This window comes from Micropruina sp. (genome assembly GCF_047607385.1).
GTDB lineage: Bacteria > Actinomycetota > Actinomycetes > Propionibacteriales > Propionibacteriaceae > Micropruina.
Map to the genome: position 1 here is coordinate 1 of NZ_JASGDE010000038.1, position 15,393 is coordinate 15,393.

15 protein-coding genes are annotated in these 15,393 nt (G+C 71.0%); 6 read left to right on the forward strand and 9 right to left on the reverse strand.

The window, feature by feature from the left end; translation table 11 throughout:
- Positions 1 to 70: 70 nt before the first annotated feature.
- On the reverse strand, positions 71 to 1,768 hold the full coding sequence (locus QM582_RS03865; protein ID WP_415081921.1) for a DUF2207 domain-containing protein: 1,698 nt from the start codon (positions 1,766 to 1,768) through the stop codon (positions 71 to 73).
- A 148-nt stretch (positions 1,769 to 1,916) separates the two neighbouring features.
- Between QM582_RS03865 and QM582_RS03870 the strand changes: the two genes are divergently transcribed.
- Complete coding sequence (locus QM582_RS03870; protein ID WP_415081923.1) at positions 1,917 to 3,161, forward strand: neutral zinc metallopeptidase; 1,245 nt, start codon at positions 1,917 to 1,919, stop codon at positions 3,159 to 3,161.
- A 275-nt stretch (positions 3,162 to 3,436) separates the two neighbouring features.
- On the opposite strand, the gene QM582_RS03875 is transcribed toward QM582_RS03870, so the two are convergent.
- Together QM582_RS03875 and QM582_RS03880 are read right to left on the reverse strand one after the other, a co-directional pair.
- Complete coding sequence (locus QM582_RS03875; protein ID WP_415081925.1) at positions 3,437 to 4,480, reverse strand: GNAT family N-acetyltransferase; 1,044 nt, start codon at positions 4,478 to 4,480, stop codon at positions 3,437 to 3,439.
- 35 nt (positions 4,481 to 4,515) lie between these two features.
- Entirely contained in the window at positions 4,516 to 4,803 is a 288-nt protein-coding gene (locus QM582_RS03880) for a chorismate mutase (protein WP_415081926.1), read from the reverse strand.
- 262 nt (positions 4,804 to 5,065) lie between these two features.
- Between QM582_RS03880 and QM582_RS03885 the strand changes: the two genes are divergently transcribed.
- Positions 5,066 to 5,323, forward strand: coding sequence for a hypothetical protein (locus tag QM582_RS03885; RefSeq protein ID WP_415081927.1), 258 nt, complete (start codon positions 5,066 to 5,068; stop codon positions 5,321 to 5,323).
- A complete protein-coding gene (locus QM582_RS03890) occupies positions 5,320 to 5,697 on the forward strand; it encodes a type II toxin-antitoxin system VapC family toxin (protein WP_415081929.1) in 378 nt (125 codons plus the stop codon). The genes QM582_RS03885 and QM582_RS03890 overlap by 4 nt, the downstream gene beginning before the upstream one ends.
- A 204-nt stretch (positions 5,698 to 5,901) precedes the next feature.
- On the opposite strand, the gene QM582_RS03895 is transcribed toward QM582_RS03890, so the two are convergent.
- The 6 genes from QM582_RS03895 to QM582_RS03920 form a co-directional block, all read right to left on the reverse strand.
- Complete coding sequence (locus QM582_RS03895) at positions 5,902 to 7,008, reverse strand: GuaB3 family IMP dehydrogenase-related protein (RefSeq protein WP_415081931.1); 1,107 nt, start codon at positions 7,006 to 7,008, stop codon at positions 5,902 to 5,904.
- A gap of 25 nt (positions 7,009 to 7,033) precedes the next feature.
- A complete protein-coding gene (guaB, locus tag QM582_RS03900) occupies positions 7,034 to 8,557 on the reverse strand; it encodes an IMP dehydrogenase (RefSeq protein ID WP_415081933.1) in 1,524 nt (507 codons plus the stop codon).
- A 194-nt stretch (positions 8,558 to 8,751) separates the two neighbouring features.
- Positions 8,752 to 9,633, reverse strand: coding sequence for a TIGR01777 family oxidoreductase (locus QM582_RS03905; protein WP_415081935.1), 882 nt, complete (start codon positions 9,631 to 9,633; stop codon positions 8,752 to 8,754).
- Positions 9,633 to 11,063: a polyprenol phosphomannose-dependent alpha 1,6 mannosyltransferase MptB gene (gene mptB, locus QM582_RS03910; protein ID WP_415081936.1), complete on the reverse strand. Its 1,431-nt coding sequence runs from the start codon at positions 11,061 to 11,063 to the stop codon at positions 9,633 to 9,635. The genes QM582_RS03905 and mptB (QM582_RS03910) overlap by 1 nt, the downstream gene beginning before the upstream one ends.
- Positions 11,064 to 11,140: 77 nt before the next feature.
- The gene (gene mptB / locus QM582_RS03915) at positions 11,141 to 12,562 is read right to left on the reverse strand and encodes a polyprenol phosphomannose-dependent alpha 1,6 mannosyltransferase MptB (protein ID WP_415081937.1); all 1,422 of its coding nucleotides are present in this window, start codon (positions 12,560 to 12,562) and stop codon (positions 11,141 to 11,143) included.
- Positions 12,546 to 12,731, reverse strand: a complete 186-nt coding sequence (locus QM582_RS03920; protein WP_415081939.1) for a hypothetical protein — start codon at positions 12,729 to 12,731, stop codon at positions 12,546 to 12,548. The genes mptB (QM582_RS03915) and QM582_RS03920 overlap by 17 nt, the downstream gene beginning before the upstream one ends.
- A gap of 180 nt (positions 12,732 to 12,911) precedes the next feature.
- On the opposite strand from QM582_RS03920, the gene QM582_RS03925 reads away from it, so the two are divergent.
- The 3 genes from QM582_RS03925 to QM582_RS03935 form a co-directional block, all read left to right on the forward strand.
- A complete protein-coding gene (locus QM582_RS03925) occupies positions 12,912 to 13,811 on the forward strand; it encodes a hypothetical protein (RefSeq protein WP_415081940.1) in 900 nt (299 codons plus the stop codon).
- Positions 13,812 to 14,173: 362 nt separating this feature from the next.
- Positions 14,174 to 14,692, forward strand: a complete 519-nt coding sequence (locus QM582_RS03930; RefSeq protein WP_415081942.1) for a hypothetical protein — start codon at positions 14,174 to 14,176, stop codon at positions 14,690 to 14,692.
- A 25-nt stretch (positions 14,693 to 14,717) separates the two neighbouring features.
- Positions 14,718 to 15,393 (forward strand): histidine kinase (locus QM582_RS03935; protein WP_415081944.1); only part of this gene is annotated, 676 nt, incomplete at its 3' end.

A 15,393-nucleotide genomic window follows, 5' to 3' on the forward strand; every position in this document is an offset into this window, starting at 1 on the left:
CTCGCCTAACTATTTTGCGCTCGCTGAATTCAGCGAGCGCAAAATAGTTAGGCGAGCGTTCGGTGGGGGGTCAGCGGGCGAACAGCTTGCCCTGGATGGTGGTGACCAGCCGGTTCAGCGAGGCGGGCAGATCGGAGAGATGCCAGTCCTCGGGCGCGTGGTACCAGTCCAGGTCCTGCGAGTCGGCGTCCGGGTCGTCGTCGGCGTCCACCAGCGCCTTCAGCCAGCGTTCGTAGCCACCGAGCACCACCGCGTAGGGCAGCACCTCGGACAGCTCGTGCAGTTCCCGGCCCTTCGGCATCTGATCGGTGGGGTGGCCCAGCAACTGGGCCCGCAGCAGGCCCAGACCGTTCAGCAGCGAGACGCCCCTGGCGGTGCGGGCCGGCATCTCCTGGCCGAGGAAGGCGACCAGCAGCGCGACCGCGATCAGGGCCAGCCCGACCAGCCCGAAGCTGGTGAACGCGACCAGCACGATGGTGGCCAGCACCGCCGCCACCAGCAGCCCGAATCCGGCCCGGAACCAGGTGTTGCGGGTCTGGTCGGGACGCCGCGCGAACCAGCCCAGCGCCACCACGTCGTCGTAGAGCTGATCCTGGACGGTGCCGATCACCGTGCCGATCGCGGCCGGCAGTTCCGACACGGCCAGCGGCCGGCCACCCTCGGGCGCCACCGCGTCCAGCAGGGTGCGCTCGTAGGGACGCAGTTCGTCACCGCCGCTGCGCCGGGTGAACGTCCATTCGCCCTCGGCGTAGGTCGACGACCTGGGCAGCTCTTCGACCCGGAGGTGCCCGCGAACAGCCAGGTCGAGCAGCGTCGCGGTGACGTCCACCGGATCGACCCGCTCGTCGACCAGGGTGCCCACCTGACCGGGCCGGACGCCGTCGCGCACCCGGAACTCGGACTCCCCGTCGCCGACGGGATGGAATTCGGCGACCAGGGTCGGGTCGCCGGTGCCCACGGCGTCCCGGCCGATCCGGCGGTGCAGCGCCCAGAATCCGAGGCCGCCCAGCACCAGCAGGCCGAGCGCCAGGCTGAGCGGGAGCGGCTCGGCGGAGAAGGCCCGGCCCAGGGTCCACAGCTGGCGGATCTGCTCGTTCGCGGTGACGGTGCCCACCGGGAAGCGAACGATCGCCTCGACCACCTCACCGGCGCCGCGCGGACCGTCGTTGAAGGTCGGGTTGGGGTGATCGTGGGTGCCACCGCCCCAGAAGCCGCAGACGCCCGGCGAGGCCGGCGGCCCCGCCTCGCACTGCAGCGACTGGATCACCACCGGCGTGGTCAGGGTGGCGGTGAATTCCCGTACCGGCAGGCTGAGGCCCTGCAGCAGCCGCCAGGCGACCGTGGTCTCGCCGGACTGTTCGGCGGTGGCGGCCCCGTGCACCACGTAGGACAGCACCACCGGTGCGGTGACGCCCTGGGTGGGCATGGTGACCACGGTGTACCCGTTGTCGTCGACCACCGTGGCGTTGATCGGCTGGCCGGCGACGGTGGCCTTGATGTCGCTGAGCCGGTAGACGTATTCGCGATCGCCGAGAATCGGACGCGAGGTGGCGAAACGCTGCACCAGGCTGGCCGGGGCGTCGCCGTCGAAGCTGATCGTCGCCTGCACGGTGAGCGTGCCGTCGGCCGCGATCGAGCCCTCCACGGCGTAGCTGGAGACCAGCTCGGCGGCGAACGCCCGCGGCACGGCCGGCCCGAGCAGGACGGTGACCAGGACGAGCAGGCCGGCGAACAGCCGGGCGAAGGGAGTGATGGGCGATCTCGACACGTTCGGTCCTTCGGAGTCGGGCGACGGCGGAGCGCGGTGCGCGTCACGAAAAGCTACCGCATCGTGGTCCGGCCGCCTCCTCCCCGGCGACGAATTCCCAGTTGTCTGGGAGGTGGCGCCCGACACCCCGACCGTTACAGTGTTGCGGGTGACGCAGCCGTTTCCTCCGCGCCAGCAGCCCTACCCACAGCAGTGGGGGCAGCCGCAGGGCTGGCCGGCGCCGCAACCGCAGCCCGGTCGGAATCGTCCCCAGCCCGGTTTCGGGCAGCCCGCCTGGCCGCAGCCGGGGGGTTTCCAGCAGCCCGGATTCCAGCAACCCGGCGGCTACCAACAGCACGGCGGGTTCCCGCAGCCTGGCTTCCAGCAGCCTGGTCAGCAGCAACAACCCGGCTTCCCGCAGCAGCCCGGCTATCCGCCGCGTTACCCGCAGCAGCCGGGCGGTTTCCGTCCGCCGGCTCCGCCGCCACGACGCGGCAACCCGCTGGGCCGCGTGCTGATCCTGCTGGTCGCCGTCTGCGGCGTGCTGCTGGTCGGGGTCGTGGTGGCCAATGTGATCAGCGGCTCCCCCGGCGTCGCACCCCGTCCGGTGGAGACCTACACCCCGCCGCCGCCGGACATGAATCCGCCCGAGCTTCCGGTGCCGAAGACCTACGACGAGGCCAGCGCGTGGTTGAGGAACAACCCGCTGTACCAACAGTCGATCACCATCCCGACCGACTGCAACGACATGCAGCCGGTGGACGCCCTGAACGCCACCGAGGCCGAGCTCAACGATCACCTGCAGAAACTGACCGCCTGCCTGATGAAGGTCTGGCACGGCCCGGTCGAGGCCGCCGGCTACGTGCTGCCGCGTCCGCCGGCCACGGTGTACAGCCAGCCGATCCAGACCAAGTGCGGCAAGCTGGACAGCGTCAACGCCTCCTACTGCGGCGGCGACCAGCGGATCTACTACGCCAAGCCGCTGCCGAAGATCTTCCCGAAGGATCTGCAGGGCCAGAAATTCCTGATGGAGATGATCCTCGGCCACGAGTTCGGCCACGCCATCCAGGCCCGCACCGGCATCTCCATCTCCAGCAACGCCTGGGAGCAGAAGGTGCAGTCCAAGGCCGAGGCGAACGTCTTCTCCCGCCGGCTGGAAGTGCAGGCGGACTGCTTCGCCGGCATGTGGATCCACACCGTGGCGCCGTCGCAGGGGCTGAGTTCCGGCGATCTGGACGGCCTGCGCACCATCGCCTACAACCTGGGCGACGACATCCTCTCCGGGAAGCCGAACATCGACTCCGGGCACGGCCTGGGCACCACCCGGCAGCGCTGGTTCGAGACCGGGCTGAACGGCGGTCCGCAGATCGCCCAGTGCAACACCTACAGCCCGCCCGACTCCCAGGTGCGCTAGCCAGGCCCTAAGCCTCGATCCACCGATCTGCGCCTACTGCGCGACCCCAGATGGGCGCACTGGCTTCGCCGGCCCCGCTCACCGTACGACCCGGTACGCCTTCGCGTTCCCGTCTTGCCATTGCACCCATCTGGTGCCGCTCGCTACGGCGCCCATCGGTGGATCGAGGCTTAGGAAGTGCTGCTCGCTGGTCGAGTTTGTCGAGACCTGAACGTGAGCGCTCCGACAAGGGGTTTCGACAAGCTCAACCAGCGAGACGCCGCACTGATCAGTCCCTAATCAGCGCCCAGCCGGGGCTTCCCTCGATCGTGCAGCACCGGGACGATCCGCGGCCGGGCGGCGAGCGCCGCCGAGACGTCCGGCAGGACCGCGAGTTCGCTGAGCAGCGTCCGGGTCGGCGGCAGCAGCCGCAGCAGTCCCCGCTCGGCCTCGCGCAGCAACTCCGCCGGGGGACGCCAGGCGGTGCGCACCGCCTCGGTGGTGGTGTTGCGCCAGTCCTGACCGGCGTGGGCCGCGGTGAGGAAGAAGGCCACATCGAAGCGGCGCCGGCCGCCGGGCGGGGTGACCCAGTCGTCCCAGGGCACCAGCTCGTCGGCTTCGATCAGCACGCCGCACTCCTCGGCCACCTCGCGGATCGCTGCCGCCGCCAGCACCTCGGGCGCGGGCAACGCGGTCGCCGCCCAGGCCGCCGCATGGTCGTCGGGCACCTGGACCGGCTGTTCGGCCGGCAGCACCCGGCCGCCGGGAAACACCACCGCACCTTCGGCGAAGTCCATCGTGCCGGCCCGGTACTGCACGAACACCTCCAGGCCACGGCGTCCGTCGCGCAGCGGCAGCACGCTCACCGCGGGCCTCGGCGCAACGTGCGCGGCGACCTGCTTGGCCAGCGTCACCCGGGCACCGGCGTCCAACAGTCCGAGCCGCTCCTCGGCGTCCAGCAGCGCCGACATCGCCACCGGCAGCTCGGCATCGGCGTAGCCGTGCCGCCGGTAGAACGGCGCGTTCCAGGGCACGTCGGCGAAGGTCCGCAGGGTCACCACCGACCCGCCCCGGGCCCGGACGCCGTCCTCGACCGCGGCGAGCAGCGCAGCACCGACGCCACGACGCTGCGCGTCCGGGTGGACGCTGAGCTGCTCGAGATGGAAGCGGGCGTCCAGCTCCAGCACCTGGGCGAAGCCGACCGGACGGTCGTCGGCGTCGACGGCGACCAGGGTGAACCCGCGGGCGCCGAGTTCAGCGCTGCGCGCCTCCGGCGCCGGCGGCAAGGTCAGGATGCCGTCGAACAGCGCGTCCGCGGCAGCCTCGATCAGGTCCAACACCGCCCAGTCGGACCGGGTGGCGGGACGGATGCCGGTCAGCCGGCCTCCCGGGCGATCCGCTGGTGGTGCCGGACGACCTCCGACACGATGAAGTTGAGGAACTTCTCGGCGAACTCCGGGTCGAGGTTGGCGTCCTTGGCCAGTTGCCGCAGCCGCGCGATCTGCTGCGCCTCCCGGTCCGGATCGGCGGGCGGCAGGCCGACGGTGGCCTTCAACTCGCCCACCTGCTGGGTGACCTTGAACCGTTCGGCCAGCAGGTAGATCAGGGCCGAATCCAGATTGTCGATGCTGCCCCGCAGCCGGACCAGTTCGGGATGCGTCACGAGACCCTCTCCAGGAAGCGCCGGTTCTCGTTGGTCGAGCTTGTCGCGACCCCGCTGGCAATGGGTTTCGGCAAGCTCAACCAGCGGGACGACGGATTGATCAGCACGTCAACCGATCGAGGCCGATCCGACGGGTAACCCGATGAGTGGAGTGGGGACGCGATCATGACCGCATCGTAGCGACGCGGCGCCGGACGCCGTAGCGCTGCAGCCTTGCCACGTCCCATGTACCACCTTCTTTCATAGTGGTACACTTAGCCACATGCCGACCACACTGACTCGAATTCAGGTCACTCAGACACCACCGGTCGCCCGTGCCCTGGAGATCGCCGCCAGGGAGTGGCCGGGCGTCCCGCGCTCCGAACTGATCACCCGGCTGATGACTGCCGGAGCCCAGTCCGTCGAGACCGCATGCGCCGAACGCCGCGCGGCCCGCCGCAAAGTGCTCGAGGAGACCCGCGGCACGATCGACTATCCGCCCGGCTACCTGGAGGAACTCCGAAAGGACTGGCCGGAATGATCGTGCTCGACGCCAATGTGCTGATCGCACACTTCGCGATTCGTGACACCCACAGTGCGCGGGCACTCGAACTTCTGGACACCGAAGAGGAGCTGGCGATTCATCCGATCACCCTTGCCGAGGTGCTCACCCACCCCGCCCGCGACGGTCGCGCCGACCTCTATCGCGAGCAGATCGCCATCATGGGGGTACAGCAACTACCGGTTGCCGTCGAGCAGCCACTCGCGCTGGCCAAACTGCGGGCGAGCACGTCGCTGAAGCTGCCCGACTGCTGCGTGTTGGCCGCTGCGATGGAGACCGGCGCCACCCTGGCCACCTTCGACACCACCCTGGCGAAGTCCGCGTCCGAGCACGGGGTCAGTGTCGCTCAGTAGTCGCTGGTGCGTCGTCCGGCATCGCCATCGAGCGGACGTCCAAGTGCGGCAGATTGCGCACGCCAGCCGCGGCAGATCACCCACGCCGGGAAGCGAAAGTGCTTGTCAGAACCTCAAATAGCCTGTCAGAACAGGACGGGGCCGGGTCGGCACACACCCACCTTCGAGGATCGGCTGCGAACCCGCCCGATCGCTTCCGTCCGATCAGCGGTGGACGACGATCTCGACCCGCTGGAACTCCTTGACCTCGGTGTAGCCGCAGGTGGCCAGGGCCCGGCGCAGCGCGCCGACCAGGTTCATGGTGCCGTCCGGGGTGTGCGAGGGGCCGTGCAGGATCTGCTCCAGGCTGCCGATGGCGCCGAACCGGACCCGCTCACCGCGCGGCAGGCTGGGATGCCAGGCCTCCGGTCCCCAGTGATAGCCGTGCCCCGGAGCCTCGGACGCCCGGGCCAGCGGGGAGCCGACCATCACGGCGTCCGCGCCACAGGCGATCGCCTTGGCGATGTCGCCGGAACGGCCCAGGGCGCCGTCGGCGATGACGTGCACGTAGCGTCCACCGGACTCGTCCATGTAGTCGCGACGCGCCTCGGCGACGTCAGCTAGCGCGGACGCCATCGGCACCTCGACACCGAGCACGTTGCGGGTGCGCTTGGTGGCGCCACCACCGAACCCGACCAGGACGCCGGCCGCGCCGGTCCGCATCAGGTGCAGAGCCGCCTGGTAAGTGGCGCAGCCGCCGACGATCACCGGCACGTCCAGGGCGTAGATGAACTCCTTGAGGTTGAGCGGCTCGACGCTGTGGCTGACGTGCTCGGCCGACACGGTGGTGCCGCGGATCACGAAGAAGTCCACCCCGGCCGACTCGACCACGGACGCGAACGCCTTGCAGTTCTCCGGAGAGAGCGAACCGGCCACCGGAACCCCCGCCTCACGGATCTCGTTCAGCCGCTGGGTGATCAGCTCACCCTGGATCGGCGCGGTGTAGATCTCCTGCATCCGGCGGGTGGCGGTGACCTGGTCCTCGATCGAGGCCAGCTCCTCCAGCAGCGGCTCCGGATCCTCGTACCGGGTCCACAGCCCCTCCAGGTTGAGCACGCCCAGGCCGCCGAGGCGTCCGAACGCGGCGGCGGTGGCCGGCGACATCACCGAGTCCTGCGGGGCCGCGACGATCGGGAATTCGAAGGTGAGGGCGTCGATCGACCAGTTCAGCCGGACGTCCTCGATGTGCCGGGTGCGCCGGGTCGGGACGATCGCGATGTCGTCGAACGAATACACCGGTTGGGCACGCTTGGATCGCCCGATCTCGATCATGGAGGCTCCTTAGCCAGTCGATGGGTCAGTTGGGGGCCGCGTAGTTGGGCGCTTCGATGGTCATCTGGATGTCGTGCGGGTGCGACTCGCGCAGCCCGGCCGAGGTGATCCGGACGAACCGGCCGCGTTCGTGCAGCTGGTCGATGGTGGCGGCGCCGGTGTAGAACATCGACTGCCGCAACCCGCCGACCAGCTGGTAGGCGACGGCCGCCAGCGGGCCGCGATAGGCGACCTGGCCCTCGATGCCCTCCGGGATCAGCTTGTCGTCGGAGGTCACGTCGCCTTGGAAGTAGCGGTCCTTGGAGTAGGACGCCCGGCGTCCGCGGGCCGCCATCGCACCCAGGGAACCCATCCCTCGGTAGGACTTGAACTGCTTGCCGTTGATGAACACCAGCTCGCCGGGGCTCTCCTCGCAGCCGGCCAGCAGCGAGCCCAGCATCACCGTGTCGGCGCCGGCGACCAGCGCTTTGGCGATGTCGCCGGAGTACTGCAGCCCGCCGTCGCCGATCACCGGGACGCCGGCCGGACGGCAGGCCCGGGCCACGTCGTGGATCGCGGTGACCTGCGGGACGCCGACCCCGGCGACCACCCGGGTGGTGCAGATCGAACCCGGTCCGACCCCGACCTTGACGCCGTCGGCGCCGGCATCCACCAGCGCGGACGCGCCGGCGTAGGTGGCGACGTTGCCGCCGATGACGTCCACCGCGGCCGCGGCCGGTTCGGCCTTCAGCCGGGCGATCATCTCCAGCACGCCGGACGAGTGCCCGTGGGCGGTGTCGACGATGATGGCGTCCACTCCGGCTTCGACCAGCTGCATCGCGCGCTGCCAGGAGTCACCGAAGAAGCCGACCGCGGCACCGACCCGGAGCCGGCCCTGCTCGTCCTTGCAGGCCAGCGGGTACTTGTCGGACTTCACGTAGTCCTTCAGCGTGATCAGGCCGCGCAGGGTGCCGTCGGTGTCGACCAGCGGCAGCTTCTCGATCTTGTGCCGGGCCAGCAGCCGCAGCGCCTCCTCGCTGGTGATCCCGGGCCAGCCGGTGACCAGCGGCATCGGGGTCATCACGTCGGAGACCCGGCGGCTCGGGTCGTCCTCGAAGCGCATGTCGCGGTTGGTGACGATGCCGAGCAGCTTCATGTTGTCGTCCACCACCGGGACGCCGGAGATGCGGAATTTGCCGCACAGCTCGTCGGCTTCGCCGATGGTGCGGTCGGCGGTGATGGTGATCGGCTGCTCGACCATGCCGGCCTCGGAGCGCTTCACCCGGTCGACCTGGGACGCCTGCTCGTCGGCGGGCATGTTGCGGTGCAGGATGCCCATGCCGCCCTCGCGGGCCATCGCGATCGCCATCCGGGCCTCGGTGACGGTGTCCATCGCGGCGCTGAGCAGCGGGATGTTGAGCCGGATCCGTTTCGACACCAGCGTGGAGGTGTCGGCCTGGGACGGGATCACGTCGCTGGCATTGGGCTGCAGCAACACGTCGTCGAAGGTGAGACCGAGCGTCGCGAACGGCGCGGGTACGCCGGCCGGGGTCAGATCGGACGAGGACATCGAGGCAACACTCCTTCGCGCGGGATGGTCAGTCTATGCCGGGGCACCGGACCCCCGTGCCGCGTCCAGCGGGTCCGGACACCCCCGCTGGTTGAGCTCGTCGAAACCCGCTGGTTGAGAGGTCCCGACAAGCCCGACCAACGATCGAGCCCGAGAGGTCTCGACAAGCTCGACCAACGATGGCCTGCGGTTGCTCAGCCGGCGACGGACGCCAGCGCCTCGTCCAGGCGCGGGTGATCGAAGGTGAAGCCGTCGTCGAGCAGCCGGCGCGGCTGCACCCGGGTGCCGCTGAGCAGCGCCTCGTCCACCATCTCGGAGCCGAACAGCAGCCGCAGCGCCGGCAGCGGCAGCGGGATCAGCGCCGGACGGTTCAGCGACTGGGCGAAGGCTGCGGTGAACTGGGCGTTGGTGACCGGGTTCGGGCCACACAGGTTGACCGGCCCGGTCAGCGTCGAGGTGAGCAGGTGGGCGACCGCGCGGGTGTAGTCGTCGACGTGGATCCAGGGCAGGAACTGCCGCCCGGAACCCAGCCGCCCGCCCAGGCCGAGCCGGAACGGCAGCCGCTGCTTGCCCAGGAAGCCGCCCTCGCGGGTCAGCACGTGCCCGGTGCGCAGGTAGGCGGTGGGCACCGGGGCGGCGTGCGCGGCCCGCTCCCAGTCGGCGACCAGCTGAGCCAGGAAGCCGGAGCCCTGCGGCGTCCGCTCGTCGACCACGGTCTCGCCGGTGTCGCCGTAGAAGCCGATCGCCGAGCCGTTGAGCAGCCGGCCGCAGCGGCCGCCGAGCTCCAGGGCGGCGGCCAGGGTGGTGGTGCTGTTCAGCCGCGAGCTGCGCAGTTCGGCCTTGCGCTCCACGCTCCAGCGGGCGTCGGCGATGCCGGCGCCGGAGAAGTTGACCACCGCGTCCACGTCGGCCAGGCCGGGGGCGGCGATCCGTCCGGAATCGGGGTCCCAGCGCCGCTCGTCGGGGCCGGACGCCTCGCGGCGGACCAGGGCCAGCACCTGGTGGCCGGTGGCCCGCAGGTGAGCGGCGGTGGCCCGCCCGAGCAGCCCGGATGCTCCGGCGATGGCGATGCGCATCAGCCCAGCCTAGTCACGGGTTCACCGGCCGCGACGGTGCGCCGGGAGACCGTCCAGACCGCGTAGCAGAGGCAGCCGACGACCAGCCCGCCGGCCAGCGACGGCAGCACCGGCACGTTGTACAGGTTGGTGAAGCTGTAGGCGAGCAGGTAGCCGATGGTGACGAACACCACCCAGCGGGTGGCGGCCCGGCGCAGCGGCAGCAACCCGAGCAGCGCCAGGCTCAGCCCGACGTACCAGGGGTGCAGGGCCTGGCCGATGAACAACACCAGCAGCGAACCCCACGCGGTGACCAGCAGCGGACGTTCCGGACGCAGCAGCAACAGTGCCGCCACCCCGAGCACCGCCAGGGCGGCGATGACGGTGTTGGCGAGGCTGGTCAGGTCGCGTCCGGTCCAGAGGAAGGCGTCCCCGATCGCCACCGACAGCGTCATGGTGCGGGCCCGTCCCATCTGCGACAGCCACTGCGTCCAGCCGAAGCCGAGCCCGCTGGCCAGCGACACCGCGACGAAGGTGGCCAGGGCGACCACGGTGGCGACCGCCGTCCGCCAGCCCAGGGCGACCACCCGCTGCAGCCACGGCAGCCGCACCAGCTGCGCGGCGACCGGCAGGCCGGCGGCGGCGATCACGGCCAACCCGGCCTGCTGCTTGAGCGCCATCGCCAGCCCGATCACCACCGGCGCCAGCACCAGGCCGGCCGAAATCCGCGGCACGGTCTGGATGCTGAGCCAGAGCGCGAACACCACCACGCCCGCCATCAGGGTGTCGTTGTGCGCGCCGCCGATCAGGTGGACGACGGCGATCGGGTTGAGCACGCCGAGCCAGACCGCCCAGTTCCGGTCGGCACCCACCCGGTCGGCGAGGCGGGGCAGGAAGGTGGCGACCAGCGCCACCCCGACCAGGGCCGGCAGCCGCTGCGCGACCACCCCCCAGTACGGGTGCATCCCGGCCAGCTGCACCATCAGCCGGTTGATCTCCAGTGCCAGCGGCGGGTAGGCGACGCCGTTGCCCGACCAGAACCGGTCGACGAACGGGTCGAACGGACCGCCGTAGCTGCCCAGCACGTCCAGATAAGGGTTGCCGCCGTGCGCCATGATCCAGCCCAGGTCGGCGTACAGGAACGGGTCGCCGCTCATCACCGGCGGGACGATCAGCAGCGGCGCCGCCCAGAGCAGCCACAGCAGGGGCGGCGCGAGGCGTCCGGCGCGGGGCACCAGCAGCAGCCAGCCGACCGACAGCAGGATGCAGCCGGACGCCACCAGCAGGTTCCCGGTGGGCCGGTCGATGGCGGCGGCCAGAGCGGCGATCGGACCGACCCCCCAGCCCAGCGGGTTGAACGAGTAGTCGTTGCTGCAGCCGCCGACGCCGACCAGCACCGATCCGACGAACCCGATCCAGACGCCGGGCAGGCGCCAGGTGGATGCGGGCATGAACAACCTTCGGGTTCGGGACGAACGGTGCGACCGAATCCTAGCCAGGCCTGCCCAACGGCCGCTGCCGGGGCGGGTCAGGGTACCGAGTGCCACACCACGGTCTGGACGGCGTTCCAGACTGCGAAGGCGACCACGAAGCCGGTCGCCCAGCCGAACTGCCGCCGGGTCAACGGCAGCAGAGCCAGCAGCCCCACCGACCACGGGATGTACCAGGGGTGCATCGACTGTCCGAGGACACTGACCGCGAGCGACCCCCAGGCCACCGCGGCGAGCGGACGGTCCGCGAATCGCACCAGCACCCAGCCCAGCACGCCCAGCAGGGTCAGGGTGGACACCGTCCCGACCGCCGCCAGCCACCACGACGGATCGCCGCCGGTGGCGCCGATCAGCAGCTCCCCGGCCTGGGAGAGCAGCGAGAACGGTGCCGCGGTGCCGGCCTTGCCCATCAGCGACAGCCACCTCGTCCAGCCGAACCCGAGCCCGGACGCCATGGTGACGCCGGCGAACACCACTCCGGCGACCAGGACCGCGACGGCACTGCGGCGGCCCAGCAGCCACAACCGGGCAGGCAGGCTCGATCGGGCCAGCTGGGCGGCCACCGGCAGCCCGGCGCAGGCCAGCGCGGCCAGCCCGGCCTGCTGCTTGAACGCCATCGCCACTCCGATCACCGCCGGCGCGATCAGCAGACTCCACAGCCATCCCGGACGCCGCACCGCCAGCCAGACGCCGACCAGTGCCACCGCCACCATCAAGGCGTCGTTGTGGGCACCGCCGACGAAATGCAGCATGACCAGGGGATTCGCCAGCCCCCACCACAGCGCGCGGTCGGCGTCCACCCCCAGGTCGCGGGCCAGCCGGGGCAGCACCCAGGCGATCACCGCGAGGGCCGCCAGCGCCGGCAGCCGCATCGCGACGATGCCGCCGTAGCTGGCGAAGCCGGCGACCTTCACCACCAGCGCATCGGTCAGCAACGCCAGCGGCGGATAGGCCACCCCGCTGCCGGCCCAGAGCGGATCGACGTGCGGCGCATACGGTCCGCCGGCCCCGGTCAGGCCGACCAGGTACGGATTCTGCCCTTGGTTCACGATCCAGCCCAGGTCGGCGTAGAGCACGGCGTCGGCCGACAGCACCGGGGGCACCAGCAGCAGCGGAAGGCTCCACAGCGCCATCGCGACCAGGGTGCGTCGTCGCGGGGACGTCCGCGGTGCACCGGACGCCGGACCATCGTCCCGGTCGGCGGGCCGCAGCAGCCACCAGGCGGCGACCAGCAGCAGCACCCCGGCCACGATCGCGAACCGGTTGGCCGGCAGCGGCAACGCCAGCCCGATCGCGTTCACGAGCGGGGACGGCCAGCCGTCCGGACCGTGGGCGAACTCCGGGTGGCAACTCCCCCACCCGATCAGCAGGGTGCCCAGAACGCCGATCGCAGCCGGGCCCGGGCCGTCCAGCCGTCGTCGCAGCAGGTCGGGGACGATCACGTCACTCGGTATCGGCATCGAGCCAAGCGACTTCCTCGTCGGTCAGCGGCCGGTCCAGATCGCGCCCCATCTCGTCCTGACGCAGCCGCCGTACCGTCTCGGCGACCGCCTGGTGCCGATCCTGCGCGGCCCGGCGGGGTTCATCACGAGTCGTCCGGCTCACCCGGATCGTCGGTCTGTCAGACATCCACCTACCCCTGTCGAGCGTTGAGAGTGCGCTGATCAATGCGGCACGCCATTGGATGAGCCTTGTCAAAAACCCGTTGCCAGAGAGGTCTCGCCGCGCTCGACCAGCAAAAGTTGGCGCTGTCCCTGAGTTTACGGGTGGCCCCGCCGATCACGTCCGATGTCGCTCTACGCTGAGCGCATGTCGATGAGCGACCGCCTGCGATCCCTGTTCACCGACGGCACGGTGGTGGTGCCCGCGCCGGCCGCCGGTCCGGGCAACTGGTCCGGGGCTCCGGCCGCGATCTGGTCGGACGGGTTCTTCTGGCTGGCCTACCGGGTGCGTCGTCCGCTGGACGCCGGGCGCGGCGTCGTCACCGTGGTCGCCCGCTCCCGCGACGGCGTCTCGTTCGAGACGGTCGCGGAAGTCCACCGGGAGGCCTTCGGCGCCGAGTCGTTCGAGCGTCCGGCGCTGGCCCGGCTCGACGACGGCGGCTGGCGGCTGTACCTGTCCTGCGCCACCCCAGGCTCCAAGCACTGGTGGGTGGAGGCGGTCGACGCCGCGACCCCGGAGGAGTTCCCGAGCGGACGCCGCACCGTGGTGCTGCCGGGCAGCGACCTGGTCGGTGTGAAGGACCCGGTGATCGTCCGGGACGGCGAGTTGTGGCGGTTGTGGTTGTGCTGCCATCCGTTGGACGTGCCGGGCGCCGAGGACCGGATGACCACCCGCTACCTGAGCAGCGCCGACGGCCTGGACTGGACCGACCACGGCATCGCGCTGGCGCCCCGCGGCGACGGCTGGGACGCCCGCGGCACCCGGGTCACCACGGTGCTGTCGCTGGATCCGCCGGTGCTGCTCTACGACGGACGCCCGGACGCGGCGTCCAACTGGCACGAACACACCGGGATGGCCCGGGCGAGCGCCCCGGACGCCCCGCTGCTGCCGGTCGGGGACGGCCCCATCGCTTCCTCCCCGCTCTCCGACGGCGCGCTGCGCTACGTCAGCGCGGTGCCGCTGCCCGACGGCGGCGTCCGGCTGTACTTCGAGGCGGCCCGGGCCGACGGCGCGCACGATCTGATGACCGCCCTGCTGCCCGGCTGAGCTTCGGTAGTCGGAGATCACCAAACGCACCTCGTCATCCCACCAAGCCCGTCCATCCAGGGACGTCCCGTGGTCGATCGCGCGATCGGCCACAGCTTTCAGGTCAGACATCTGCTTTCGGGAAATATCACGAAAGTAGCTGAACAACCCGAAAGCTGTGACGGATCGCGCGATCGGTGACGCCGCCACCACCCAGGTGTCCAGTCCGAGCCACCTGAAGTCGGCACAGGCGCAGGAAAGCCCGGTATCCCCCGGCCCGGGATGACCAAACGCCACCGGCTCCACCCGGCGGCAGCGATCTCCACCCTGATCTCCACCCGCGGGAGGGCGTTTCCGGGAGACCTCCGGATCAGCCTTGAGGCATGAATTACGACCTTCTCGGCAGTATTGGACTCGGCCTGCTGATCCTGGTGTGGGTGGGATACCGGCAGACCACATGGCGCGTCGTCGACGGGGCCCGGATGTGGCGGCTGCCGCTGATCCTGGGTCTGGTCGGCATCGCCTCGCTGATCGGCGCCCGAGCGTCCTTCGGCGGCATCGACGTGGCCGCGCTCGCCATCGAGATCGCGGTGTCGGCGGCGACCGGGGCCTGGATGGGTGCACTGGCCAAATTCCGTCCGCTGGCTGCTTCGAACGATCACAGCGGGGCCCGCTGGGAGACCCGGACGGGCTGGTGGGGCCTGGCGTTGTGGTTGCTGGTGGTCGCGGTGCGGGTCGGCATCGACGTCGTCGCGGTGCAGCTGGGCGCCCAGCTGGTCACCTCGACCGGGGTGATCCTGCTGCTGCTCGGCGCGAACCGGATGATCCGGGTGGGGGTCATCCTGTCCCGGGCCCAGCAGCTCGACGCGGAGGCCCCGGCCGGTCGCGCAACGCTGGTTTGACGGGTCGCTGCGCAAGGATGGTGACGTGAACCGGCGTCCGGGACCGACCAGTGTCGCCCTCACCGTGGTGGGGGCGGCACTGCTGGCGTGGTGGACGGTGTTTCGCGAGTACGGCCACCAGCCCAGCTGGGCGTTGCTGCTGTCGGTGCTGGCCCTGCTGTGCTGGGTGGTCAGGACCGTCCTGGCGCGGATGCGCCCGTCGCGCACCGGCACGGTGCTGGCGGCCGGCGCGGTCCTGCTCGGCGCGCTGGCGGGACCGTCCACCCAGGGCAATTCGCTGGTCCCGGCGGCGGTCTGCCTGCTGGTCCTGCTGGGCGATCCGGAGTTGCCGATCGCCCTCGGCAACTCCGCCGGGCTGGCAGCGCTGGCCCTGATCGGGGTCGGCGCGCTGTTCGAGCCGATGCAGCCGGCGGCGTTGGCCACCATGCTCGGGGTGCCGGTGATCGCGGCGCTGGCCGGGTTCAGCCGGCGCCAGGGACGGCTGGCGGAGCGCCGCGAGGCGCTGCTGGCCGAACGCGAGGTGGCGATCCGGGAGGAGGCGGTCCGGGTGGCGCTGGCCCGCGACCTGCACGACGTCCTGGCCCACACCCTGGGCGGGCTGGTGGTCCAGTTGGACGCCGCCGAGGCCCTGTTGGAGGCCGGTCGGACCGATGCCGCCCGCGAGCGGGTGTCCGGCGCGCGGGCCCTCGCCGCGTCCGGGC